Below are 23,595 nucleotides of genomic sequence, written 5' to 3'. Positions count from 1 at the left end.
GATTACTTTGGGCGGCCATTTTTGGAGTATCGCCTCTCAGGTACTCTGTAATCAGGGTGGTACCGCGATTAAATCGTCCCTGGGCTAAGAAGCTCAGGGTTTTTTTGATTGGAAAACTGGAAAGGATGATGATTGCATGAATAAATTTCAATCACTTCCCAGCCTGCCGGTGGCAGAACGGGAAAACCAGATCAATGCCTTCTGGGAGGAAGTGGATATCCTTCAGAAAAGCATTGAAAACAGGGAAGGAAAACCTTCCTTTGTGTTTTATGAAGGGCCTCCCACGGCCAATGGCCGGCCGGGTATTCACCATGTGATTTCCCGAACGTTAAAAGATGCCGTTTGCCGCTACCACAGCATGCTGGGCAAACAGGTGAAACGAAAAGCCGGTTGGGATACCCATGGCCTGCCGGTGGAAATAGAAGTGGAAAAGCAGCTGAAGCTTTCAAGCAAACAGGATATCGAAGCCTATGGCATCGCCGAGTTCAACCAGAAATGCCGGGAATCCGTGTTTTCCTACGAGAAGCAGTGGCGGGAAATGACCCGGCGCATGGGCTACGCCATCGATATGGACAATCCCTATATCACGCTGGATAACAACTATATTGAGTCTGTTTGGTGGATTCTGCAGCAGTTTTTCAATGAAGGTATGATTTACGACGGCCACAAGATTTTACCCTACTGCCCCCGCTGTGGAACCGGTCTGGCATCCCATGAAGTGTCACTGGGCTACAAGGAAATCAAGAGCGAAACGGTCATTGTTGCCTTTAAACGAAAAGATGCCGACGAATTCTTTCTGGTGTGGACCACCACTCCCTGGACACTGGCTTCCAATGTGGGGCTCTGTGTGCATCCTGATGTGGATTACCTTAAGGTGAAAGCCCAGGAAACCATCTATTATGTTGCAAAAGAACTGGCAAACAAAGTGTTGGGTGACGACTATGAAGTGTTGCAGGAGTTAAAGGGAAAAGAACTGGAGCACGTGGAATACGAGCAGCTCATGCCATTTGTGGAGCCTGACAAAAAAGCGTTCTTCGTAACCCTTGGAGATTTCGTCACCACCGAAGACGGCACCGGCATTGTTCATATGGCTCCTGCCTTTGGGGAAGACGACTATAACATCGGCCGGGCCTACGGTCTGCCTGTGTTGCAACCAGTGGACGAAGAAGGAAAATACACGGCAACTCCCTGGAAAGGGCAGTTTGTCATCGATGCTGACCCAGACATTGTCAAGTGGCTTCGGGAAGAAGGAAAGCTGTTTAAAAAAGAACGGCTGGCCCATAATTATCCCCACTGCTGGCGATGCGCCACCCCCCTGCTTTATTATGGGAAACCCAGCTGGTACATTGAAATGACCCGCATCAAGGATCGACTCATTGCCAATAACAACAGCGTCAACTGGTATCCCGACTTTGTGGGCGAAAAACGTTTCGGCAACTGGCTGGAAAACCTGAACGACTGGGCACTGTCCCGGAACCGTTACTGGGGAACACCTCTGAATATCTGGCGGTGCACCTGCGGTGAGCTGGCATCCATTGGTTCCCGGAAAGAACTGGTGGAGCGGGCAGTGGAAGCCATTGACGAAAGCATTGAGCTGCATCGACCCTATGTGGACGATGTGCACCTCACCTGCGATAAATGCGGCGGCACCATGACGCGGGTGCCGGAAGTAATTGACTGCTGGTTTGACAGTGGGGCCATGCCCTTTGCCCAGCATCATTACCCCTTTGAGAACAGTGAACGGTTTGACGAAGAATTGTTCCCGGCAGACTATATCTGTGAAGGCATTGACCAGACACGGGGATGGTTTTACTCTCTGATTGCCATTTCATCCTTCATCAAAGGCGTGTCCCCTTATCGGAACGTACTGGTAAACGACCTGATTCTGGATAAAGACGGACAAAAAATGTCCAAATCCAAGGGTAATACCGTCGATCCTTTCCAGCTGTTTGACGAGTTTGGTGCCGACGTACTCCGCTGGTACCTGCTCTATGTCTCGCCGGCCTGGACGCCCACCCGGTTTGACATAGAAGGGTTGAAGGAAGTGAAGAGCAAGTTCTTCTCCACCTTCGAAAATGTCTATACCTTCTTTACCTTATATGCCAACACCGATGAAGTGGATCCCCGCACCTTCTGCATCCCTGAAGAGGAGCGGCCCGAGCTCGACCGCTGGATACTGTCCAAATATAACCATCTGATAGAAGCAGTGCGCAATGAAATGGCTGTCTTTGACCTGACACGTGCCGTTCGAAAAATTCAGGACTTTGTAAATGAAGATTTCTCCAACTGGTACATTCGCCGTGCCAGGGGACGATTCTGGGCTTCGGAGCATTCTGATGACAAGAAAGCCGTCTACAACACCACCTATGAAGTGCTGGTGGGTGTCTGCCGTTTGGCAGCAGCTTTTGCCCCCTTCATGACAGAAGAGATTTACCGTCATCTTACCGGTGAACTGTCGGTGCACCTGTCTGATTTGCCTGAAGTGAACGAAAGGTTGAAAGACCCTGAAGTAGAAGCCAAAATGGATCTGGTGCGGGACCTGGTCACCCTTGGCCGGGCAGCAAGAGAGAAAAACCGGCTGAAAGTGCGGCAGCCCTTGCAGAAAATTCTGGTCGACGGCAAGTATGAATCCGGTATCAGCCACTTGGTGCCGTTGTTGAAGGAAGAACTGAACATCAAAGAAGTGGTGTTTGAAAAGAACCTTAATGAGTTCATGAATTTTGGTCTTAAACCGGATTTTAAAAACGCAGGACCGTTGCTGGGCAAAAAAATAAAAGCATTTGGAAAAGCGCTGGCTGCGTTGGATGCCAATGAAATCGCCCCCAAACTGGAAGCCGGTGAGACCATCACCCTTGATTTGGAGGGAGAATCCACCGTCGTCACCAAGGAAATGGTGATGATCGCCATCGATGCAAAAGAAGGCTTTACAGTGGAGATGGAAAACAACCGCTTTGTTATTCTTGACACCACCCTCACAGATGAACTGGTGAATGAAGGGCTGGCCCGTGAGTTTATTTCAAAAGTGCAGCAGATGCGAAAAAATAATGGCTACGAGATGATGGACAACATCCGCATCATCTATCATGGAAATGAAGCAGTGACTCATGCCATGACCCTGCACCGGGAGTACATCATGGGAGAAACCCTGGCGGTTTCCATGGAATCCACCAGCGAAGAAGGGCTGGAGGAGCAGAACCTGAATGGCCACAAAACCGGGATTCAACTTGAGAAAGCCATTCAGTCATAATGGCGTTTGTTCCGAAAAAAGGATTGTGAGTTGTTTCACGAAGCATGATAAGATATACTGATTGATGAAACCGAATAAGCTCAAATAATTGAGCTTAGAATATCAGGAGGCGAATCATGGATAAAAAGCAAATCAGAGGCGTATTGGTACTTCTTGTGGCAACTTTTGTCATTTTAGGATCCCTGTCTTTGGCAGGAAGAACAGATGCCACCAGCGAATCAGCCGGCGGCACACAGGTGCTCACCGGAAGCGGGCAGGGATATGCCAGCCAGATCACCGTTGAAGTAACCATGGATGGCGATACCATCACCGGCATTGAAGTGGTGGAATCCGACGACACACCGGGGCTTTCAGACGGAGCCTTTGACGCAGTGATTGAAGCTGTGCTGGCAAACCAGTCGGCAGAAGGTGTTGATATGGTCAGCGGGGCCACCGGTTCCAGCGAAGGCGTTCTGAATGCCATCAAAGAAGCCCTGGCATCAGCCGGCAGCGAATCAGCCGGCGGCGCACAGGTGCTCACCGGAAGCGGGCAGGGATATGCCAGCCAGATCACCGTTGAAGTAACCATGGATGGCGGCACCATCACCGGTATTGAAGTGGTGGAATCCGATGACACACCGGGGCTTTCAGACGGAGCCTTTGACGCCGTGATTGAAGCCGTGCTGGCAAACCAGTCGGCAGAAGGTGTTGATCTGGTCAGCGGAGCCACCGGCTCCAGCGAAGGCATTCTCAATGCCATCAAAGAAGCCCTGACAGGCATTTAAAATCATGTTACGGGAATGATCAATAAAGCCCCACCGATGGCGCCTCTGTTAAGGCTCCTAACGGTGGGGCTTTTCTCCAACAGGCACAAAACAGTTTTAATCGGACAGGAAGTATTAATAACTGCCCATGGGATTTAATACAGGCAGACATCATGGTATAATAGGGGAAATAACTTGAACTGGTTCATGAAACCAGTGGGTTTCGTTGAAAATAGAGGCATATATTATCTATTCATAAGGATGTGACAAGATGGCTGTTCAGGACGTCAGAAACTATCTCGGCCAATGGGGCCTTGAAGAAAAGGTAATGGAAATGGAACTTTCCAGTGCGACTGTGGAGTTGGCAGCCGAAGCGGTGGGAGTGATTCCCGCCAGAATTGCCAAAACCCTGTCTTTTAAAAATGGTGATGGCTGTCTGTTGATTGTAACAGCAGGAGACGCCAAGATCGACAATGCCAAATTCAAAGCCAGATTCGGCATGAAGGCAAAAATGCTGTCGCCTGAGGAAGTGGTGGCGCTGACGGGCCACCCGGTGGGCGGTGTTTGTCCCTTTGCCTTGAAAGAACCAGGTATTCAGGTTTTTACCGATGTGTCCATGAAACGGTTTGAGACGGTTTTTCCCGCCTGTGGAAGTGGCAACAGCGCCATCGAACTTACTTGTGAACAGTTGTATGAAACTGCCGGCAGTCAGGATTGGATAGATGTCTGCAAGGGGTGGAACAGCGAGGCATAGCTTCTTTTTCAGATTAATAAGACAATTGTTGGGTATCTGTACCCTGTGTGACCCGCAAAGGCTTGTGGAAATCAAAATGCCAAGGAGCGACAACAATGGACAACATCCCCTGCAAAGGACAATTGCATGGACCTGCCATCTTCTTTCGGCGGGGAGCTGATTATCGGTGGCCTATCCAGTTTCTCTCCGACAATATTGCTCAGTGGGGCTATAATGCTCACCAGATGGCAGATCAAGGCTGGCATTATGATGTGTTGGTTCATCCGGATGATTTGGAAGAACTGCGAAATGGGATGGACCTTGTGATGAACCGCCAGGAGAAACAATATACCCTTCAGTATCGGATTGTGACAGCAGACCGTTCGACACGTCGCGTGGCAGAGTTCGGCACCTATTATCAGCAAAATGGCGAAGGAAGCCGCTTTGAGGGCTACCTGATGGATATTACCCGGTATGAACACATGGAAAACAAGCTGCAGGAAGCGGAAGATCATATTGAAAAACTAACAGGCAGCAGTTTGGCAGGCATTTATATTATACAGGACAATCACTTTGTATATGTCAATGAGCGGTTTGCCCATATTTTTGGATACGAACCTGATGAATTGATGAACCAACCGGCTACCATCATTGCAAAACCTGGAGATGAAGATCTTATGCTTGAAAACATCCGAAGGCGTATTGAAGGAGAACCGGGAGTCAGCCGAACCTACCGAAACATTCATAAGGAAGGCCACCTGGTGGATGTGGAGGTGCTGGGAAATCGTATCATTTTTCGAAATGAGCCGGCTGTCATTGGAACAGTGATTGATTTAACAGCCACCGGCGAGACATACCGGCGACTGAAACTGGCCGACACCATTTTACAGCATACCAACGAAGGCGTGGCTGTGACGGATGCCAAAGGATTGATTCAGTGGGTGAACCCGGCTTTCAGCGATATCACCGGATATTCACTTCAGGAAGTGATGGGAAGAAATCCCCGTATTTTGAAATCTCAACGGCACAAACCTGTCTTTTATGAAAATATGTGGGACTCATTGAGGGCAGAGGGATTCTGGCGGGGAGAAATCTGGAACCGGCGTAAAAATGGCGAGGTATATCCTGAACTGCTGACCATCAATGCCATTCGGGATGAAGCGGGGATCACCATCCAGTATGTGTCGGTCTTTAATGACCTTTCAGACCGGATCAAGACAGAAGAGCTCCTGCGGCACCAAAAATATCATGACAGCCTGACGGGACTGCCCAACCGGTTTTTGTTGATGGACCGGTTATCAGTATCTATTTCTCGTGCGTACCAGGAAAAACGGATGCTGGCGCTGATGTTTTTGGATGTGGACCGCTTTAAGCGGATCAATGACACCCTGGGGCACGTGGTGGGCGATGAGCTGATTCAGGCCTTTTCACAGCGGCTGGTGGAGACATTGCGCGATGGTGACACTGTATCACGGGTTGTGGGCGACGAGTTCGTGGTTTTGCTGGAGATGGTTCCAGGAGATGAAGCGGCGGCAACAGTGGCCAATAAAATTATCAAATCACTGATGAAGCCCTTTCGTATTCAGGGACATGAAATACATATCACCGTCAGCATTGGCATTGGACTGTACCCTGAAGATGGAAAGGACCCGGAAACGCTGCTTAAAAATGCGGAAGTGGCCATGTTCCAGGCTAAAAAATATGGAATGAACAATTACCGCTTGTATTCCACCGCCATGAATCAACGGGCTCGTCTGAAACTTGAACTGGAAAACGAAATACGTATTGGTCTTGAAAAAAATGAGTTTTTCCTCCATTATCAGCCCCAGGTGGATGTGTTGCGCGGGGTTGTTGAGTCGGCAGAAACCCTGATGCGCTGGCAGCATCCTGAAAAAGGCCTGATATCACCGGCAGAATTTATCCCGGTTGCTGAAGAAACCGGCCTGATCATCCCCATGGGCCTCTACACCATGCGGCGTGCCTTTCAGCAGGCAAGAGAGTGGAAAGTAACCGGCTGTCACCGCATGGTTCTCTCCTTTAACCTGTCACCCACACAGTTTCAGCAACAAGACCTGTACGAGCAAATTCGGTGGTTGCTGAGCCAGACTCAGGCAGATCCTGAAATGCTGGAAGTAGAAGTGACAGAAAGCACAACCATGCTTGACCCGGACTTTGCGGCTGAAACATTGAATAAGCTTAAAAAGCTGGGCATTCGGGTGGCAATGGATGACTTTGGAACCGGTTATTCTTCACTGGCCCTTTTAAGCCGATTACCGGTGGATAAACTGAAAATTGACCGGTCCTTTGTCACGGGCATTGAAACCAGCCAGGACAAGCAGGCCATTGTATCGGCCATGGTGGGTATGGCAAAGCGTCTGGGAATGGTGGTGGTTGCTGAAGGAGTCGAAAAAACATCTGAAAGGGATTTCCTCATCGAAATCGGCTGCGACCTGATTCAGGGATTCTTATACAGCAAACCGTTGCCACTGGGCGATTTTCAGGAATATGTGAAGCTGCAGCGAAAAAATAAACCAATCGAGGGGTGATGAAAGATGAAATTTAATATTAAAGATGTGGCCAAGCGGGCCGGGGTCTCCATTTCCACTGTTTCCAGAGTGATCAACTCCAGCAAGCCGGTGAAGCCCAAAACCAAAGACCGGGTGCTGGAGGCCATCGAAGAACTGGGTTATCGACCCAATGCCATTGCCAGAAGTCTGAAAGTGAAACACACCCAGTCCATTGGTATTATGGTGCCGGATATTGCCAACCAGTTCTATCCAGAGGTTGTCAGAGGTATTGAAGATGTTGCCAATATGTATGAATACACCATCTTTCTCTGTAACACAGATCTGGACTACGAGAAGGAGTTACAGTATTTTACAGAACTGGAAGAAAAACAGGTGGATGGCCTGATTTTCATGGGAAACCTCATCTCAGACGCACTGGCCAAACAAATGGCCGATGCCGGCATTCCTGTGGTGCTCATCGGCACGCAGCATGCTGACATGCCCTCGGTGACCATTGACAATGCCAAAGCAGCAAAAGATGCGGTGGGCCATCTCATTCAAAAGGGACATCAGCGAATCGGCATCATTACCGGTAAAATGAAAGACCCTCTTATGGGTAAAGCGCGGTTGGAAGGCTACCGCCAGGCCCTTCAGGAGGCGGCGATTTCATGGCGGTCAGAACTGGTGGTCGAGGGCGGGTACCGGTTCAAAAGCGGCTACGAGGGTGCCCGGCAGCTGCTGATGCTGGATGAAATGCCAACAGCCATTTTTGTAGCCAGTGATGAAATGGCCATTGGTGCCATGCGGGCTATTTTGGAGAAAGGGTTGCGCATTCCTCAGGATATTGCCATTATGGGGTTTGACAATGTGGACATGGCAGGTAAAGTCTACCCATCGCTCACCACCATTGGACAGCCTATGTATGAGATGGGAGCCATCGGCACCCGGCTTTTAACGAAGTACCTCCAGGGAGAAGCGGTAACGGCCAGCCAGGTGGTACTGGATTATGAGCTGATTGAACGGGAAAGTTCGTAGGCAGTCTGTCCCGGTGATCAAAAATGCCTGCAGCAGTCTTTCAGCTGACAGTTGAACGCATAAGCTACACCAAAAAGACTCTTTCGAAATGCTTTTAAAAAGCTTCGAAAGAGTCTTTTTGGTGTCATTCCGTGGCATTCTTGATATCAGGCTGAGTCTAAATCAAGCCGAGGGAGGTTAAAAATTCCCGGGCAACAGCATCTTCGGTCATTCCCATTTCATCCACCTGAAAGTTCAATTGGGCCATGGTTTCATCATCAATCAGATTCTCCAACTCATTGAGAATCTCCAGTTGTGGATACTGTTCAAGGACATCCATGCGCACCAGCGGAGCGGCATAGTAGGGAGGGAAGAAGTTCGGCGGGTCGTTTGTTCATGTTTCGCCGATGAGTACCACCAGTTCGCCGTCTTTGATTACCAGGTCAAGCTGATCAACCACTTTTGTTTTTGAATCGTAAGACTTTGTCAATTTTTTGAACTCGATCATCCGGTGTCCTCCTTTCCTTTGAGAGTGTATCAAGATTATATAATTAAGCAGATTGGAATGTCAAATTTGGTCAGGGCAAGAAGCATTATTTATGAAGGCTTTCAGGGTTTCAAGATGGGCTGATCAGTTGTTCTAAAAATCACCTGTGTTTGTTGACAATGCCTGTAAAATCCGGTAGTATAAGGATAGCCAACATCGGGAAGCCTTGCTGCCCGGTTGTTTTTTTCATAGATAAATCATGTTCCAAATAAAATCGAATATCATGTCAGGAGGCCATTCATGAGCTCAGAAATTATCAAACAAGAAGAAAACCAGATTTCCCTTCGGATCACTGTTAGTCCGGAAAAATTTGAGGAAGCCGTTAACAAGGCTTATCATAAAATGCGAAGTCGGTTCAACATCCCAGGTTTTCGAAAAGGGAAAGCCCCCAGAAAAATTGTTGAACTGAACTACGGACCGGAAATTTTTTACGAAGAAGCCATTAATTTTGCTTTTCCCGATGCCTACGAGGCAGCACTTGAAGATCTTGACCTGGACCCGGTGGATCACCCCCAGGTGGATATTGAACAGATGGAAAAAGGAAAAGAAGTGATTTTTATCGCCGACATCGAAGTGATGCCGGAAATTTTGGTGGAAGGTTACAAAGGCGTTGAAGTGGAGAAGGTGCTTTACACTTCAGACGAGGCGTCCATTGAAGCTGAACTGAAAGGCATGCAGGAAAAGAATGCCCGTATGATTACCATTGATGACCGGCCGGTTAAAGAAGGCGACCAGGTGCAGCTGGATTATGAAGGCAGCGTTGAGGGAGAACTTTTTGAAGGCGGCAAGGCTGAGGGCCATACCCTTGAAATAGGTTCGGGCCGATTCATCCCTGGTTTTGAAGAACAATTGGTGGGATTATCAACGGGTGATGAAGCTGCCATCACCGTCACATTCCCTGAGGAATATCATGCTGAAGAACTGGCGGGAAAAGAAGCTGTGTTCAAGGTAAAAATCAACGAAATCAAGGAAAAAGAAGTGCCTGAACTGGACGATGAGTTTGCCAAAGATGTGTCGGAGTTTGACACCCTTGAAGACTTGCGCAGCGATTTACTCAGCAAACAGGAAACAGCAGCGAAAGAACGGGAAGAGCAGGAACTGAGAAATGCGGTGGTGAAGGCCGTTGCCGATAAAGTGGCAGTGAACATGCCCGATGCGGTCATTGACCGTCAGGTTGACCGCATGATGCAGGACTTTGGTTATCAAATGAGCTCTCAGGGGCTTGGAATGGAAATGTACTATCAGATCACCGGTTCTTCAGAAGAAGATCTGAGAGAGCGGATGCGATCTGACGCAGAACGTCAGGTAAAAGAGCAACTGGTGCTCGAGAAAATCACCGAAATGGAAAATATCACGGCAGATGAGGCGGAAATTGACGAAGAAATCGCCCGAGTGGCTGGGCAGTACGGCCAAGAGGTTGAAAAGTTTAGGGAAACAGCGGCTAAACATGATACCAAAATTTTTGCCGATAATGTTATTCTTCGAAAAACCATTGATTTTCTGGTGGAAAATGCTACCATTAAAGAGAAAGCAGCTGAGGCACCTGTCGAAACAGAAGAGGAAACAGCTGAATAGAAGGCAAAATCTGCTGTTCAGGAGGATTGAACCATGTCACTAGTACCTATTGTTGTGGAACAGACCAATCGGGGAGAGCGATCTTACGATATTTATTCCCGGTTGCTGAAAGACCGGATTATCCTGTTGAATGAAGAAATCAATGATGTAACTGCCGGGCTTGTGGTGGCGCAGCTGATTTTTCTGGAAGCAGATGATCCGGACAAGGATATTCAGCTTTATATCAACAGCCCTGGCGGTTCCATTACCGCCGGCATGGCAATTTATGACACCATGAACTATGTCAAACCAGATGTGTCAACCATCTGCATCGGTATGGCTGCCAGCATGGGAGCTTTTCTGCTGGGCGCCGGTGCCAAGGGCAAGCGGTATGCCCTGCCCAATGCTGAAATTATGATTCATCAGCCGCTGGGCGGCACCCGGGGACAGGCGGAAGATATTCGCATTCACACTGACCGAATTTTGAAAATGCGGGATATCATCAACAAAATCCTTTCCCAGCGTACCGGACAACCATTGGAACGTATTCAGAAAGATACAGACCGGGACTTCTTCATGTCAGCAGAAGAAGCCAAAACCTATGGATTGATTGATGAAGTCATCACGTCCAGGAAATGAGTAAATGAGGTGTAATCATGGCACGCTATGAAGAAAAAAAGCAGCTGAAATGTTCATTTTGCGGAAAATCACAGGATCAGGTCCGGCGGTTGATTGCAGGACCCAATGTGTATATCTGCGATGAGTGTATTGAGCTGTGCCAGGAAATTATTCAGGAAGAACTGGACGATACCATTGAAGTGGATCTCATGGATCTGCCAAAACCAAGGGAAATTAAAGAAATTCTTGATCAGTATGTTATTGGTCAGGAACATGCCAAGAGAACTCTTTCAGTGGCAGTGTACAATCATTATAAGCGCATCAATGTCGATCAGAAATCCGATGACGTCGATCTTCAGAAGAGTAATATTTTGCTGCTGGGGCCCACAGGATCAGGTAAAACGCTGTTGGCTCAAACAATGGCAAAACTCCTGAATGTTCCTTTTGCCATTGCGGATGCCACGTCTCTGACGGAAGCCGGCTATGTGGGTGAAGACGTGGAGAATATTCTGCTGAAAATCATCCAGGCTGCCGATTATGACATCGAAAAGGCAGAAAAGGGAATTATTTACATTGATGAAATGGATAAAATTGCCCGCAAATCCGAGAATCCGTCCATCACCCGGGATGTAAGCGGCGAAGGCGTTCAGCAGGCGTTGCTGAAAATCCTGGAGGGAACGGTGGCCTCTGTACCGCCTCAAGGTGGTCGTAAGCACCCGCATCAGGAATTTATTCAGATAGACACCAGCAACATTCTTTTCATTTGCGGCGGTGCCTTTGACGGCATTGAAAAAATCATTCAAAAACGTGTTGGCACCAAGGCCATGGGATTCGGCGCAGAAATTCAAAGCAAAGAAGAGTTGGATATTGGGGCTCTCCTTAAAATGATTCTGCCGGAAGACCTGCTGAAATACGGCCTGATTCCTGAACTGGTGGGACGCCTGCCAGTGGTGGCCACGCTTGATTTGCTGGATGAAGAAGCTTTCATTCGCATTCTCACAGAGCCACGCAACGCCCTGGTGAAGCAATATCAAAAGCTCTTTGAGCTTGACAGGGTGGCGCTGGACTTTGAAAAAGGGGCTTTTGAGCTGATCGCCAAAAAAGCCAAAGAAACCAAAACAGGTGCCCGGGGACTGCGGGGAATCATGGAAAATATCATGATGGATATCATGTACGAAATTCCTTCCCGGGATGATGTGGAAAAAGTCATGATCACAAAGGAAACAGTCAAAAATAATGTACCACCCACCATTATTCTGCAAAAACCTGATAGCAAACCCAAGAAAAAAATCAAGGAAGAAACCGCTTCCTGATTAAGATCATCAAAATCAACAAAAGCTGTCTCCGGGAGGAGGCAGCTTTTTTGCAGTTTTTGCAAATAATGAAACAACATGGGCAGACCGTTTGAGCACATTGAAGTAATCAACAGACCCGTGGTGATGTAGAGAGTGATGAGAAAGAATGTGGGTGGTGAGGGTTATGGATTAAAGGGCACTGTATGAAGGTCGATGCCCAAGGACTCCAGAAGCGCACGCCATTCCTGACTGATGGCCTCATCAGTGACAACTGTGTCAATGCGGTTCAGATCACAAAAATAAGCAGGGCGAATTTTATCGAATTTGCTGGAATCCACCACTAAAATTTTCTGGAGAGAAGATTTGAGAATGGCATGTTTGGTTGGTACTTCATAACTGTTGACACAGGTAACCCCCAGGTCTTTATGAACACCAGCCGCAGATAGGAACACTTTTTTAGCACGTATGCGGCGTATGAAATCAATGCCTTCAGTGCTCTCGAACATCTGCGTTTTTGGATGGTAATACCCGCCGGCAAACAGCAAATGAATGCCGGTGTTGCCATGAAGAGCAGTGAGAATATTGGCGGTGTAACATAATGCTGTGACATTGAGATCATCAGGAATGTGGGGAGCTATTTTTTCGGTGGTTGTCCCCGTATCCAGAATAATAATATCGTCCTGTTCGATGAGAGAGGCTGCATAGCGGCCAATGCTGTTTTTTTGGAGGTTCTGCTTCACGGTTTCTTCCGACAGGTTATAATCCTGGTCATTGCCTTTGGCAAAGCTTCCCTGATGATAGACGGCAGTGCCGCCCGCGTTTTCAGCGATCCCCCGTGTTTTGAGATGGTCCAAATCACGGCGTATGGTCATTTCAGACACATCAAAATGCGACGCCAGTTCCCTGATGGGAATAAAATGGCGTTGTTTTAAAATATGAGTCATTTGTGTCAGGCGTGCCCCTTTTTTGCCCACGATGATCCACCTCCACCTTAACAGGATTATGTTTTAATATTAACATTACTACATAAAAATGTAAACATCGAAACGAAAATTTCTGACTAAAGCGGCAATCAACACAAACATTTGTTGACATTTTCACTAAAATACATTACCATAAAAGCAAATAGCAGTTCAATAATGGAGGAGCGACATGGAGAAATCCCAAATCCTGAAACATGTGGATCACACCCTGCTAAAGCCACTATCCGATTGGAAGGAGATCAGTCGGTTGTGTGAAGAGGCCATCGAATATCAAACAGCATCTGTATGCATCCCGCCGGCATATGTGGAACGCATTCATCAAACGTATGGCGAAAAGCTGACCATTTGTACGGTGATCGGCTTTCCTTTGGGGTATCAGACAACTGCCGTTAAAGTGGCAGAAACAGCCGAAGCGGTAATGCTGGGTGCAGCTGAAGTGGATATGGTCATTAATCTTGGCGCGGTCAAGAACGGTGATTTTGAGAGCATTACCCGTGAAATAGCCGCGGTGAAAGCAGCGGCAGGTGACAGAATTGTGAAGGTCATTATTGAAACCTGTTACCTGGATGAAGCCGAAAAAATTAGATTGTGTCAGTGTGTCACCGAAGGCGGCGCTGATTATATCAAAACATCCACAGGATTTGGAACTGCGGGAGCCACCCTTGAAGACGTTCATTTGTTCCGAAAGCATATTGGGCAACAGGTAAAGATAAAGGCAGCCGGCGGCATCAGAAGCAAAGAAGATCTGGAGGCTTTTATTGAAGCCGGGTGCCAGCGGATCGGCACCAGTGGTGCAGTGGCGCTATTGACAGGCGGCAGTGCATCGTCGTATTAACGGCAGGTGGATAAGACCTGAAGTTTTAGTTGGCATGGCCCCGTTGAAACAAGACTTTCGTCCTTTCGACGGGTAAATAGATAGAACCAGCAATTCAGTAAATATCAGGAGGGAGAAAAGATGAAAAAGAAAATGGCTTTGCTTTTAATTCTCATCATGACCCTGTCACTGGCGGCCTGTGGGTCACCAGCACCCGCCCCGGCTCCGTCAGAAGAGCCCGCAGGTGAAACAGAGGCAGCGGCGGAAGGTGTTTCAGATGACGGTACTTTCGAACTGGCACTGATCACTGACATTGGCACCATTGACGACAAGTCCTTTAACCAGGGTTCTTGGGAAGGGCTGCGGGACTACGCAGTAGACAATGGCATTTCCCACAAGTATTATCAGCCAAGCGAAAAGAGTACTGATGCGTATCTTTCTGCCATTGAACTGGCAGTGCGTGGCGGTGCAAAAGTAATTGTCACTCCGGGCTTCCTTTTTGAAGAACCCATCTTCATTGCTCAGGATCAATACCCAGACACCCATTTCATTCTCATTGATGGTGTGCCTCATAATGAAGACTACACCGAATTCAGAACTGAACCCAATGTGGTGGGTGTGCTGTATGCAGAAGAACAGGCCGGATTTCTGGCTGGCTACGCAGCTGTAAAAGATGGCAGCCGCAGCCTGGGCTTCATGGGCGGCATGGCAGTACCTGCAGTGGTACGTTTTGGCTATGGGTTTGTACAGGGTGCCGAGTACGCAGCTGAAGAACTTGGCCTGGCTGCAGGCGATGTAACCATTAACTACCACTACACGGGTGGATTTGATGCCACTCCTGAAGTGCAGACTCTCGCAGCATCCTGGTATCAATCAGGAGTAGACACTATTTTTGCCTGCGGCGGAGCCGTTGGAAACTCAGTAATGGCCGCAGCTGAACAGGCTGGCGCTAAAGTCGTAGGTGTTGACATTGACCAGTCCGGCGAGTCGGAAACAGTGATCACCTCAGCCATGAAAGGGTTGGGAGCATCTGTTTACAGCACTCTGGAAGCTTTTTATGCCGGCAGCTTCCCCGGCGGAGAAACCATTGTGATGGATGCCAGCAATGACGGCGTGGCCCTGCCAATGGCAACCTCCCGTTTCGAATCTTTCTCACAGGCCGACTATGACGCTATTTTCGGAATGTTGGTGAATGACAGCGATGGCATTGCCAGCAGCATGTTGAAAGACAACGATGTTGACTCAGCAGGAGCTATTCCAACAGAGATCGTTACCGTCACATTGGTGAACTAAAAAAATGACCGGGTAACGCCTGATGCTGTTGGAACCAATTTAGGAGGGCTCTGCACTGCGGTGCAGACCCTCCTTATCCATACCGGAAACCATGAGTTGACGGGAGTAACCATGCAGGTGAGGGGTGAAGTGGATGGCATATATCATTGAAATGTGTAATATCACCAAAGAATTTCCGGGAATTGTGGCAAACGATGACATTACCCTGCAGTTGAAAAAGGGAGAAATCCATGCACTGCTGGGAGAAAACGGTGCAGGAAAATCCACCTTGATGAGTGTCCTTTTCGGCCTGTATCAACCTGAAAAAGGGATCATTAAAAAGAATGGCGAAGTGGTCAGAATCGAAAACCCCAACGATGCCAATCGACTGGGGATCGGCATGGTACATCAGCATTTTAAGCTGGTACACAACTTCACAGTGCTGGAAAATATTATTTTAGGTGCCGAAACAGTTGCCGGTGGACGATTACAAACAAAAGCAGCCGCCGACAGTGTTCAAAAACTGTCAGAGCGATATGGTTTAAAAGTGGACATACATGCCCGCATCGCTGATATCAGTGTGGGGATGCAACAGCGGGTGGAAATACTGAAAATGCTTTATCGTCAAAATGAAATTCTTATTTTTGACGAGCCCACTGCGGTGCTGACACCCCAGGAAATTGACGAGTTAATGAAAATCATGAAAGAGCTGGTATCGGAGGGAAAAACAATTCTCTTCATCACCCACAAGTTGAATGAGATTAAGAAAGTGGCTGATCGCTGCTCGGTGCTTCGCAAGGGGCAGTACATCGGAACCGTGACAGTGGCAGATACTTCCATGGAAGAAATGTCAGAAATGATGGTGGGAAGAAAAGTGAACCTGATGATTGAAAAGAATCCTGCAAAGACGGGGGATGTCATCGCTCGCGTACAGGAACTTAGCATTCGCAACCGCCTGACACACAAAATGGTGGTGAACAATGTTTCTTTTGAAGTGCGCGCCGGTGAGATTGTCTGTCTGGCAGGCATTGAAGGCAATGGCCAGTCAGAACTGGTGTATGCCATAACGGGATTACTACAGCCTGATGCAGGCGCCATTGAAATGAACGGTGAAGACATTACGCATCTGCCCATCAGAAAACGTAATGAAAAGGGGATGAGTCACATCCCTGAAGATAGGCACAAGCACGGACTGGTACTGGATTTTAATTTGGGATATAATCTGGTGTTGCAGCGGTATTTTCGTGAACCTTTTCAGCAAAGTGGATTTTTGCAATATGATAAAATTTATGAGTATGCAGATGAGCTCATAGGAAAATTTGATATACGTAGTGGGCGGGGTTCTCGAACAGATGCCCGCAGCATGTCCGGCGGTAACCAGCAAAAAGCCATCGTTGCCCGTGAAATTGACCGGAATCCGGATTTTCTCATTGCGGTGCAACCAACCCGGGGACTGGACGTGGGTGCCATTGAGTATATTCACCGAAAGCTGGTGGAGGAGCGGGACCAGGGAAAGGCGATTCTTCTGGTATCCCTGGAACTGGACGAAGTGATGAACTTAAGTGATCGTATTCTGGTGATCTATGAGGGGGAAATTGTGGCTTCTCTTGACCCGAAAACAGTCACTGTACAGGAACTGGGTCTATACATGGCCGGATCGAAAAGAGGTGAGCTGGCATGAAATTCAGCTGGAAAGCTTATGTGAGAAGTGACGCCTTTTCCAGTTTTATGTCTTCTCTGATGGCCATTATTGTCGGCCTCTTCATTGGTTTCCTGGTTTTGCTGGTCAGCAATCCATCCCAGGCTGTACGGGGGTTTGGTGCCATTCTTTTTGGCGGGCTGACTGACATGAAAAACCTGGGACAGGTGTTTTACTTTGCCACTCCCATCATTATGACTGGTCTTTCCTTTGGGTTTGCCAATAAAACCGGCCTCTTTAACATTGGAGCGGCTGGCCAGTTCATTGTAGGGGCCTATGCGGCTGTTTATGTGGGTGTCAAGTGGACATCCCTTCCGGGTCATGCCCATTGGATGGTGGCCCTGATGGCGGCTTTGCTGGCTGGGGCACTCTGGGGACTGGTGCCCGGTATACTTAAAGCTTATTTTAACGTCAATGAGGTTATCGCCTGCATTATGATGAACTATATTGGCATGTATACTGTGAACTACATGGTGGTGAAGACCGTTTTTGATTCCCTGCGGAACCAGTCACTGCGTGTGGCGGCCACTGCGGTTATCCCGAAGGCAGGGCTGGACAAATTGTTCATCACCGGCAACAGCCCATCCAGTGTCAATGCGGGGATTTTTATTGCCATCCTGGCGGGGATTGTGATTTACGTGGTGCTTGATAAGACCCGGTTCGGATATGAACTGAAAGCCTGCGGCTATAATCGGGATGCGGCCCGGTATGCTGGAATCAACGAAAAAAGGAGCATTGTGCTGTCCATGGCCATCGCCGGAGCACTGGCAGGACTGGGAGGCGCCCTCTTATACCTGGCGGGAGCGGGTAAAAGCATTGAAGTGGTGGACGTGCTGGCAATTGAAGGTTTCAATGGCATACCTGTTGCCCTGTTGGGGCTGAGTCATCCTCTGGGCATATTGCTCTCCGGCATTTTTGTGGCATATCTCACCGTGGGGGGCTTTAACATGCAGCTCTATAATTTTGTGCCCCAGGTCATTGAAATCATCATTGCCGTCATTATTTATTTCAGTGCATTTGCACTGCTATTGAAGGGTTTCATCCAGGCATATCTGAAAAAGAAAGACCGCCCCCTGGAAGAAGCAAAAGCACTGGCAGCCGATGCGGGGTCAACGGAGAAAGGGGGTGGCGTTGAATGAATACCATCTATTTTCTGGTACAGCAAACCATGTTTTTCTCAATTCCGCTGCTGATCGTGGCCCTTGGAGGCATGTTTTCCGAGCGCAGCGGGGTGGTGAACATTGCACTGGAAGGCATCATGATTGTGGGTGCTTTTTCAGGTATTCTGTTCATCAACACCTTTCAGGCAGCCTTGCCGGGACAGCCTATCCTGCTGCTGGCGATTCTTGTAGCAGCTCTTTCGGGGATGCTGATTTCCCTTACCCATGCCTATGCATCGGTTAATATGAAAGCCAATCAGGTGATCAGCGGCACAGCCATCAATATGTTTGCCCCGGCCTTTGCCATTTATGTGGCCCGTATGCTGCGCACTGTGCAGCAGATTCCATTTATGAATCAGTTTCGTATTGCCAGCGTGCCGGTGCTGGGACAAATTCCTGTTGTGGGAGATCTTTTCTTTACAAATACTTACCTGACCACCTACCTGGGATTCATCATTCTGGTACTTAGCTGGTTTGTTCTCTACAATACCCGCTTTGGGCTGCGACTGCGCTCCTGCGGCGAGCATCCTCAGGCAGCCGACTCTGTGGGGATCAATGTGTATCAGATTCGCTACGCCGGCGTGTTGATTTCCGGTGCATTGGCTGGTATCGGAGGACTGGTGTTTGTGATTCCCACTTCCACCAACTTTAATGCCACTGTGTCCGGCTATGGGTTTTTAGCTCTGGCGGTATTAATCTTTGGGCAGTGGAAGCCTTCCCGTATTTTAGTGGCTGCCTTTTTCTTTGGACTGATGAAAACCATCGCAGCTGCCTATTCCGGAATTCCATTTCTGGCAACACTGGGAGTTCCCAATGATGTCTACAAAATGATTCCTTACCTTACAACACTGGTGGTGCTTGCTTTTACTTCCAAAACATCTCAGGCACCCAGAGCTGCAGGGGTTCCCTATGACAAGGGAAGCCGGTAGAACTGCCAGATCATAACACCAATCAATGACATGTATGATTCAATCTAAAAAACCGTCTGGAGTGCCACATGTGTGGATCGCTTCAGACGGTTTTTCAGGAGGGGAACGACGCAAGTGCCAGTCAAATCAATGGCGGGTCCTCAAACATGTCACCGTTAAAAAATGAAGGTGGCAATCAGGCCCGATACCAGCACAATGGGGATGGGGGGCAACTTGAACTTTCCAAAGGCAATAAAGGCAGCCGCCATCAACCCAAAAGATTTCAGATCAGGAACAGAAACCGGGTAGAGAGATAAAATGGCAGCTGCGATGAAAGAGATGACAGCCGGTCGAATCCCCTTGAAGAATCCCCGGGCAATCAGATGGTCGGGATGGGCCAGCAATGCTTTGGCAGCCACCAGCACCAGCATGGAGGTAAAGAAGACCACGCCAAAGGTGGCCAGCAGCGCGCCTGCCACTCCCTTTTGATCAAAGCCGATGAAGGTGGCCAGGTTAATGGCAATGGGGCCGGGAGACATCTGGGAAATGGCGATCATGTCCACCAGCCCCTGAGAACTGATCCAGCCCTGAGAATCAACCACTTCCCGGGCAATAAGGGGCAGCATGGCATACCCGCCGCCGAAACTGAAAAGGCCGATTTTGGCAAAGGTGTAGACCAGCAAAAAGTAAATCATACTGTTTTTCCCTCCTTGATGCGTTCACTGATGTAACCGGACACCATACACCCGATAATGATGGGAATGGGGTGCAGTCCTAATAAATGAAGCAAGATTAAGGTGATGGCAGATATGGCATAAGAAAATGGATTCTTTGGCACCGAAGGGTACAGCTTCATTAAAGAAACAATGAGTAAGGCAACGATGGCGGGGCGCACCCCCAGAAAAAATTGCTGCATAAAGGCCATGTTGCGAATTTGCTGATAGAACTGGGCAATGATGAGAATTGCGAAAAAAGAAGGGCTCACCGTACCAAGCACACAGGCAGCAGCGCCTTTTTTGCCGGCAATCTGATACCCTGCGTAAGTGGAGACATTCACGGCAATGGCACCGGGCAGACTTTGGCAAACAGCCAGCGTATCCAGAAAATCTTCATTGCTCATAAGGTGTGCCCGATCCACCAGTTCTTTCTGAATAATGGGGACCATGGCGTAACCTCCGCCGAAGGTGAAGGCACCCACCCTAAAAAAGATTTGAAATAATTGCCATAAAGATGGTTTCATGAGAAGACCTCCAGGTTAAATGACGAAGTAATATAGGGAGATAAAGCCGAAAAAACCGGCACTAAGAGAAAAAAAGTTGCATCTAATGGCTGATGAAGGTATAATAAACCAGGTTTTCAATCCATTAAAGGATAGTTTTTGCAGGTTATGGGTACATATACAACTGAAACCTTCATGACAGGCCCGGATAAACCGGTGAGCAACAGCCATGATAACAGCATACCGGATTTTGAATCAGGATACAAGGGAGATGAAAAGAATGACTGAACAGAATGAAAAAATCAGCCAGCGGACACTGCCGCTGATTCCTTTGAGAGGACTGACGGTGTTTCCATATATGGTCCTTCATTTTGACGTTGGAAGGGAAAGGTCTATTAACGCGCTGGAAGAAGCCATGGTCAGTGATCAGATGATTTTTCTGTCATCACAGAAAGAAGCAGAAACCAGCTCGCCTGGGGCAGAAGATGTTTATGAAGTGGGAACCATATCCAGAATTAAACAGATGCTGAAGCTTCCCGGAGATAATATCAGGGTGCTGGTGGAAGGCATATCCCGGGGACGTGTGAAGCAGTTCGTACAGGAAATTCCTTACTTCATGGTGGAGGTGGAGGAATGGGAAGAGAGTGATCTCCCGTCGGAAGATCCTGAGACGGAAGCTCTCATGCGAAGTGTGATTGATGCTTTCGAGAAATATATTGAAGTGAGCAATAAAATTTCACCGGAAATTTTCATGACCATCACAGAAATCGAAAACCCCGGACGCCTGGCAGACAGCATTGCTGCCAATATTATTCTTAAACCACATCAGAAACAGGATATACTGGAAGCATTTGAATCAATAGAGCGTTTGGAAGTGCTTTATCGGTTTTTGCTGGAAGAAATCGAAATTCTTGAAATTGAAAAAAAGATCAACACAAGGGTGAAGAAGCAAATCAATAAAGTGCAGAAAGAATATTACCTGCGAGAGCAAATGAGAGCGATTCAGAAGGAACTGGGTGAAGATGAAGGTGTCGTGGAAGAGGTGGACCAGTACCGTAAGCAGCTGAAAAAAATCAAGCTGCCCAAGGATCTTCACCAGAAGATAGAACGGGAAATCGACAGGCTTACCAAACTACCCGCCTCATCCGCTGAAACAGGTGTCATTCGAAACTACATCGACTGGGTGCTGAACTTACCCTGGCACAAAGAAACCAAAGATCGGCTGGACCTGAAACGGTCGGCAGAGATTCTGGATGAAGACCACCACGGGCTGGAAAAAGTGAAGGAGCGCATCCTGGAATACCTGGCGATTCGTCAGTTGTCCAAATCGATGAAGGGTCCCATTTTGTGCCTGGTTGGTCCTCCGGGAGTGGGAAAAACCTCCATCGGCAAATCGGTGGCCCGTTCTCTGGATCGTAAGTTTGTGCGCATGTCACTGGGTGGAATGCGGGATGAAGCTGAAATTCGCGGACATCGTCGCACGTACATCGGTGCTATTCCCGGACGAATTATCAGTTCTATCCGTCAGGCTGGCACACGTAATCCGGTATTCCTGCTGGATGAAATAGACAAACTGGCCAATGATTTCCGCGGAGATCCGGCATCAGCCCTGCTGGAGGTTCTGGATCCGGAACAAAACAATGATTTTACCGATCACTTCATGGAAATTCCCTTTAATCTGTCGAAGGTGATGTTCATCACCACGGCTAACACGTTGGACACGATTCCCCGGCCGCTGCTTGACCGAATGGAAGTCATTCGAATTCCCGGTTACACTGAAGATGAAAAGCTGGCCATTGCAGAAAAATACCTGCTGCCAAAGCAGATTAAAGATCACGGATTGCAACCTGAAAATCTGAAAGTATCAGAAAAAGCCCTGCGGGAAATGATCAACAGCTACACAAGGGAATCCGGTGTGCGTAATTTGGAACGACAGGTGGCCAATATATGCCGTAAGGTGGTGCGGCGCATTGTTGAGGAAGACATTAAGTTCGTGCGGGTAACACCCGGCAACCTTAAAAAGTATCTGGGAACCCCCCAGTTTCGCTATGAAATGGCGGCTCAAAAGGATGAAGTGGGCATTGCCAGAGGGTTGGCCTGGACGGTAGTGGGTGGTGATACCATCTCCATCGAGGTGACACCCATGAAAGGAACCGGAAAGCTGGAACTCACCGGGCGACTGGGAGACGTGATGAAGGAATCGGCCCGGGCCGGTATCAGTTATATTCGATCACGAGTGGAATTATTTGGCATTGACCCTGACTTCCATTCGAAGCAGGATCTTCACATCCATATTCCCGAAGGAGGGACTCCGAAAGATGGTCCTTCTGCCGGAATCACCATGGCAACAGCGGTGATTTCTGCACTGGCTGGCATTCCCGTTCGTAAAGATGTGGCCATGACAGGAGAAATCACACTGCGGGGCAGGGTACTGCCCATCGGTGGAGTGAAAGAAAAAGTACTGGCAGCCCGCAGAGCTGGCATCAGAAAAGTGTTGCTGCCCAAAGACAATGAAAAAGATGTGGAAGAAATCCCAGAAAATGTTCGCAAAAAAATGGAATTTGTGTTCGTTGAACACATGGACCAGGTGCTGGAACATGCGCTGGTACAAGGAGAAAAAGATGATCATTAAAGAAGCAGCCTTTGTGGGAAGTTTTGTTAAGATGGAGCAGTACCCGGTACCGGATATGCCGGAAATAGCCATGGCGGGTCGGTCCAATGTGGGAAAATCATCCCTGATTAACACAATGTTAAACCGTAAAAAACTGGCCAAAACCAGTTCAACACCTGGCAAAACCCGCACCATTAATTTTTACAAAATCAACCAGACATTCTATCTGGTTGATTTGCCCGGCTATGGGTATGCCAAAGTGTCAAAAAAAGAACGGGAATCCTGGGGAGGGATGATCGGCAATTATCTGTCCCGTCGAACCAGCCTGCAGGAAGTGGTGCTCCTGGTGGATTGTCGCCATGACCCCTCGGGTGAAGACAAGCAAATGTACGAATGGATTCAGCAGCACGGTTTTGGAGGCGTGGTGATTGCCACCAAGGCAGATAAACTATCCCGATCCAAGCTGACACAGCAGCTCCGCCGGATTCGAAATCAGCTGGGAATGCCCAAGGAAGCAGTGATACTGCCGGTTTCTTCCCTTAAAAAAGAAGGCAGTGAAGCGGTGTGGGAAGCCCTGGCAGATAAATTAAAGCCGCTGACAGATTTACCGGATGAAATGGATCGAGATCTTGAAACAATCGAACAAGACAGATAATGAAGGCAGATGACTG

Annotated in this window: 18 protein-coding genes and 1 pseudogene; 15 read left to right on the top strand and 4 right to left on the bottom strand. The window is 48.4% G+C overall.

Going from position 1 to position 23,595, the window contains the following annotated elements; genetic code table 11:
* The first annotated feature begins 136 nt into the window (after nt 1-136).
* The 5 genes from ileS (at nt 137) to QOL74_RS11805 (ending at nt 8,265) form a co-directional block, all read left to right on the top strand.
* Entirely contained in the window at nt 137-3,247 is a 3,111-nt protein-coding gene (gene ileS, locus QOL74_RS11825; protein ID WP_283409695.1) for an isoleucine--tRNA ligase, read from the top strand.
* A 116-nt stretch (nt 3,248-3,363) separates the two neighbouring features.
* Nucleotides 3,364-4,011 carry an FMN-binding protein gene (locus QOL74_RS11820; RefSeq protein WP_283409694.1) on the top strand — a complete coding sequence of 216 codons (648 nt, stop codon included), beginning with the start codon at nt 3,364-3,366 and terminating at the stop codon, nt 4,009-4,011.
* A gap of 250 nt (nt 4,012-4,261) precedes the next feature.
* Complete coding sequence (locus tag QOL74_RS11815; protein WP_283409693.1) at nt 4,262-4,744, top strand: YbaK/EbsC family protein; 483 nt, start codon at nt 4,262-4,264, stop codon at nt 4,742-4,744.
* A 95-nt stretch (nt 4,745-4,839) separates the two neighbouring features.
* Complete coding sequence (locus tag QOL74_RS11810) at nt 4,840-7,269, top strand: sensor domain-containing protein (protein WP_283409692.1); 2,430 nt, start codon at nt 4,840-4,842, stop codon at nt 7,267-7,269.
* 6 nt (nt 7,270-7,275) lie between these two features.
* Nucleotides 7,276-8,265, top strand: a complete 990-nt coding sequence (locus QOL74_RS11805; RefSeq protein WP_283409691.1) for a LacI family DNA-binding transcriptional regulator — start codon at nt 7,276-7,278, stop codon at nt 8,263-8,265.
* Nucleotides 8,266-8,422: 157 nt separating this feature from the next.
* Here the strand turns inward: QOL74_RS11805 and QOL74_RS11800 are convergent.
* Nucleotides 8,423-8,620, bottom strand: a pseudogene (locus tag QOL74_RS11800) (glycine betaine ABC transporter substrate-binding protein); the annotation flags it as partial.
* Between the two features lie 411 nt (nt 8,621-9,031).
* On the opposite strand from QOL74_RS11800, the gene tig reads away from it, so the two are divergent.
* The 3 genes from tig to clpX are packed head-to-tail and all read left to right on the top strand — an operon-like array spanning nt 9,032 to nt 12,276.
* Entirely contained in the window at nt 9,032-10,366 is a 1,335-nt protein-coding gene (gene tig, locus QOL74_RS11795; protein ID WP_283409690.1) for a trigger factor, read from the top strand.
* 33 nt (nt 10,367-10,399) lie between these two features.
* Nucleotides 10,400-10,984 (top strand): ATP-dependent Clp endopeptidase proteolytic subunit ClpP, encoded by a 585-nt coding sequence (gene clpP, locus QOL74_RS11790; RefSeq protein WP_283409689.1) that lies wholly within the window; start codon nt 10,400-10,402, stop codon nt 10,982-10,984.
* Nucleotides 10,985-11,001: 17 nt separating this feature from the next.
* On the top strand, nt 11,002-12,276 hold the full coding sequence (gene clpX, locus QOL74_RS11785; RefSeq protein WP_283409688.1) for an ATP-dependent Clp protease ATP-binding subunit ClpX: 1,275 nt from the start codon (nt 11,002-11,004) through the stop codon (nt 12,274-12,276).
* Nucleotides 12,277-12,440: 164 nt separating this feature from the next.
* Here the strand turns inward: clpX and QOL74_RS11780 are convergent, their stop codons facing one another.
* Nucleotides 12,441-13,232, bottom strand: a complete 792-nt coding sequence (locus tag QOL74_RS11780) for a DeoR/GlpR family DNA-binding transcription regulator (RefSeq protein ID WP_283409687.1) — start codon at nt 13,230-13,232, stop codon at nt 12,441-12,443.
* 178 nt (nt 13,233-13,410) lie between these two features.
* Here QOL74_RS11780 and deoC point away from each other — a divergent pair, with 178 nt between their 5' ends.
* From deoC to QOL74_RS11755, 5 genes are all read left to right on the top strand, one after another.
* Entirely contained in the window at nt 13,411-14,076 is a 666-nt protein-coding gene (gene deoC / locus QOL74_RS11775; protein ID WP_283409686.1) for a deoxyribose-phosphate aldolase, read from the top strand.
* Between the two features lie 120 nt (nt 14,077-14,196).
* Complete coding sequence (locus QOL74_RS11770) at nt 14,197-15,348, top strand: BMP family ABC transporter substrate-binding protein (RefSeq protein ID WP_283409685.1); 1,152 nt, start codon at nt 14,197-14,199, stop codon at nt 15,346-15,348.
* 133 nt (nt 15,349-15,481) lie between these two features.
* Complete coding sequence (locus tag QOL74_RS11765) at nt 15,482-17,008, top strand: ABC transporter ATP-binding protein (protein WP_283409684.1); 1,527 nt, start codon at nt 15,482-15,484, stop codon at nt 17,006-17,008.
* Nucleotides 17,005-18,165: an ABC transporter permease gene (locus tag QOL74_RS11760; protein WP_283409683.1), complete on the top strand. Its 1,161-nt coding sequence runs from the start codon at nt 17,005-17,007 to the stop codon at nt 18,163-18,165. Before QOL74_RS11765 ends, QOL74_RS11760 begins: the two co-directional genes overlap by 4 nt.
* On the top strand, nt 18,162-19,115 hold the full coding sequence (locus QOL74_RS11755) for an ABC transporter permease (protein ID WP_283409682.1): 954 nt from the start codon (nt 18,162-18,164) through the stop codon (nt 19,113-19,115). Before QOL74_RS11760 ends, QOL74_RS11755 begins: the two co-directional genes overlap by 4 nt.
* A 155-nt stretch (nt 19,116-19,270) precedes the next feature.
* Here QOL74_RS11755 and QOL74_RS11750 read toward each other — a convergent pair whose 3' ends face one another.
* Both QOL74_RS11750 and QOL74_RS11745 read right to left on the bottom strand, forming a co-directional pair.
* On the bottom strand, nt 19,271-19,789 hold the full coding sequence (locus QOL74_RS11750; protein ID WP_283409681.1) for a chromate transporter: 519 nt from the start codon (nt 19,787-19,789) through the stop codon (nt 19,271-19,273).
* Entirely contained in the window at nt 19,786-20,334 is a 549-nt protein-coding gene (locus tag QOL74_RS11745; protein ID WP_283409680.1) for a chromate transporter, read from the bottom strand. The genes QOL74_RS11750 and QOL74_RS11745 overlap by 4 nt, the downstream gene beginning before the upstream one ends.
* A 259-nt stretch (nt 20,335-20,593) precedes the next feature.
* Here QOL74_RS11745 and lon point away from each other — a divergent pair, with 259 nt between their 5' ends.
* Nucleotides 20,594-22,945 carry an endopeptidase La gene (lon, locus tag QOL74_RS11740; RefSeq protein WP_283409679.1) on the top strand — a complete coding sequence of 784 codons (2,352 nt, stop codon included), beginning with the start codon at nt 20,594-20,596 and terminating at the stop codon, nt 22,943-22,945.
* Nucleotides 22,935-23,579: a ribosome biogenesis GTP-binding protein YihA/YsxC gene (gene yihA / locus QOL74_RS11735; protein WP_283409678.1), complete on the top strand. Its 645-nt coding sequence runs from the start codon at nt 22,935-22,937 to the stop codon at nt 23,577-23,579. The genes lon and yihA overlap by 11 nt, the downstream gene beginning before the upstream one ends.
* Nucleotides 23,580-23,595 lie beyond the last annotated feature (16 nt).

Source organism: Anoxynatronum buryatiense (genome assembly GCF_900182905.1).
Lineage (GTDB): Bacteria > Bacillota > Clostridia > Peptostreptococcales > Tindalliaceae > Anoxynatronum > Anoxynatronum buryatiense.
Note: the sequence above shows the minus strand (reverse complement) of the source record. Positions and strands in the feature narration are given on the sequence as shown.